Annotated in this window: 3 protein-coding genes; 2 read left to right on the top strand and 1 reads right to left on the bottom strand. The window is 69.3% G+C overall.

Going from position 1 to position 1,941, the window contains the following annotated elements; translation table 11 throughout:
- Positions 1 to 187: hypothetical protein (locus F8568_RS47535; protein WP_207750440.1), on the bottom strand; the 187-nt coding region annotated here is incomplete at its 3' end.
- An 18-nt stretch (positions 188 to 205) separates the two neighbouring features.
- On the opposite strand from F8568_RS47535, the gene F8568_RS46400 reads away from it, so the two are divergent.
- Together F8568_RS46400 and F8568_RS46395 are read left to right on the top strand one after the other, a co-directional pair.
- The gene (locus F8568_RS46400; RefSeq protein WP_151600547.1) at positions 206 to 1,474 is read left to right on the top strand and encodes an HNH endonuclease signature motif containing protein; all 1,269 of its coding nucleotides are present in this window, start codon (positions 206 to 208) and stop codon (positions 1,472 to 1,474) included.
- A 104-nt stretch (positions 1,475 to 1,578) separates the two neighbouring features.
- Positions 1,579 to 1,722: a hypothetical protein gene (locus F8568_RS46395; RefSeq protein ID WP_160574034.1), complete on the top strand. Its 144-nt coding sequence runs from the start codon at positions 1,579 to 1,581 to the stop codon at positions 1,720 to 1,722.
- Positions 1,723 to 1,941 lie beyond the last annotated feature (219 nt).

Raw genomic sequence — 1,941 nt, 5'->3', positions numbered from 1 at the left:
GCGCCACCCCACCACCCCCCTCCGCAACCAACCAAGACAACCAACAATCGAACGGCCCACCCCCCGCGTCGACGAGAAAACCAATGTGAAACATATTCAAGAAAGGTCGCCCAATCGGTCGACCAGCCCACGAAGCAAGAAAATATTCGCCCTCGATCGCTGCTTTCCACTCGCAAATGCCGGTCACATCGGGTAGTATTCAGGTATGCATTCAGTGACGGTCGATCTTGAGGCGGCGTCCACCACGCAATTGGTGAACGCGCTCTCGGTCATCGCCACTGAACTCGCCCAACGCGAAGCGCCCGACTCGGCCGCCGCGTGTCTGGAACTCACCGAGACTCTTTCCGCAGCCGCAGATATGCAGGAAAGCGCGCTGGCCGGGTTCATCGGGCGGGTGGATGCCGCCGGGGAGCAGGCCCGGTGGGGGTATCCCTCCACCCGGGCGTGGCTGCGGTCCCGGCTGGGGATGCGGGAGAGCCGCGCCAAGGAGCGCCTCACTCTGGCCCGCCAGCGCCACCGCCTCCCGCTGGTCGCCGAGCGGTTGGCGGCCGGGGAGCTGTCCTACGGGTACGCGACCACGGTGGCCGACTCGGTCGCCAGGCTCGATGACACCGACTGCGCTCAAGCCGAGACCACGCTGCTGGGGATGGCCGATCAGGGGTTCTCGGCCGGGAAGGTCGCCGCGTTCGGCCGCCGCATCCGCGACGTCATCGCCGAACGCGACGGCACCGAACACGCCCCCGACGAAGACACCAAGCGGGGTTATGCCAGGTCGTGGCTGACCACGACGCGGTCGCTGGACGGCGGCCGGTATGTGAAGGGCTGGCTGAACCCCGAGGACGCCGCGATCTGGGACGGGACTTTGGCTCCGTTGGCCAAGCCGGCGGGGCCCGATGACCGCCGGGACGTGGCGGAGCGGACGGCGGCGGCGCTGTCGAGTGTGCTGTCGGGCGGGCACAAGGCCTCCAAGGTCACCGTGATCTGCGACCTGGACACCCTCACCGGCGGCAACGCCCCGGCCCGCCTCACTGATGGGACGCCGATCCCGGCCGCGCAGGCCCGCCGCATCGCCCTGACCGCCGGAGTCTCACCCCTCCTGCTGGGGCGTGGGAACACCCCGCTGTACCTCGGGTACCGGGAACGGTTCGCCTCCGCAGCCCAACGCCAAGTCCTCGAAACCCTCTACCCCTCCTGCGCGGTGCGGGGATGCGAGATGCCGGGCACGCTGTGCGAGGTCGACCACGTCCACGGATGGGCACTCGGCAGCCCCACCGACATCGATCAGCTCGCCCTGACCTGTGGCTGGCATAACCGGTTCAAGCACACCAGCCCCGACCAGATCCACATCAGCAAGGATCCGGACGGGCGGTACGTCTACCGGCTGCTGCCACCGGCCGACGCCCGAGCCAGGACGGGGACGGGACCGCCCGGCGGCACCGGCCCACCCGATGACCCCCTCGACTGGGCCGCATAACCCACCCCACCAGCACGACCGGCATGACCGCCGAGTCCGCCCGGAACCACTCGGTACGAGGAACGCCTTGGACGCGGTCGTGGGGGTCGGGCGACCGTTCGCCCATGGCCACGGGCTGTGAGGTCGGAACCGTCCAGAGCCGGGGCCCGACGCAGGTGCGGCAGCTCGCGGCTCTCGGGATCGGAGGCAATGAACGCGTGGTGATCACGCGGCACAGCGTCATCTACAGGTGGGGCCTCGACTCCTGAGCCGTTCGTCGAGGGGGAGGGGGACGCTGGTGAAGGTGGCGGGCTTGTGGTCTTTCAGCCAGGTTGTCAGGGCCTCGATGCTGGTCTCGCGCAGGGTGGTCGGAGGTCGACGACGTGTCTCGTCGTCGGGTGCCCCCCGCTGCGTCCCTTGGGTTCTCTTGGTTCCTGACGGAGGGGGGTGGTGGGGTGGCGCGACCCGGGGGCGGGGGGGGGGGGGGC

This window comes from Actinomadura physcomitrii, from assembly GCF_008923205.2.
GTDB lineage: Bacteria > Actinomycetota > Actinomycetes > Streptosporangiales > Streptosporangiaceae > Spirillospora > Spirillospora physcomitrii.
Note: the sequence above shows the minus strand (reverse complement) of the source record. Positions and strands in the feature narration are given on the sequence as shown.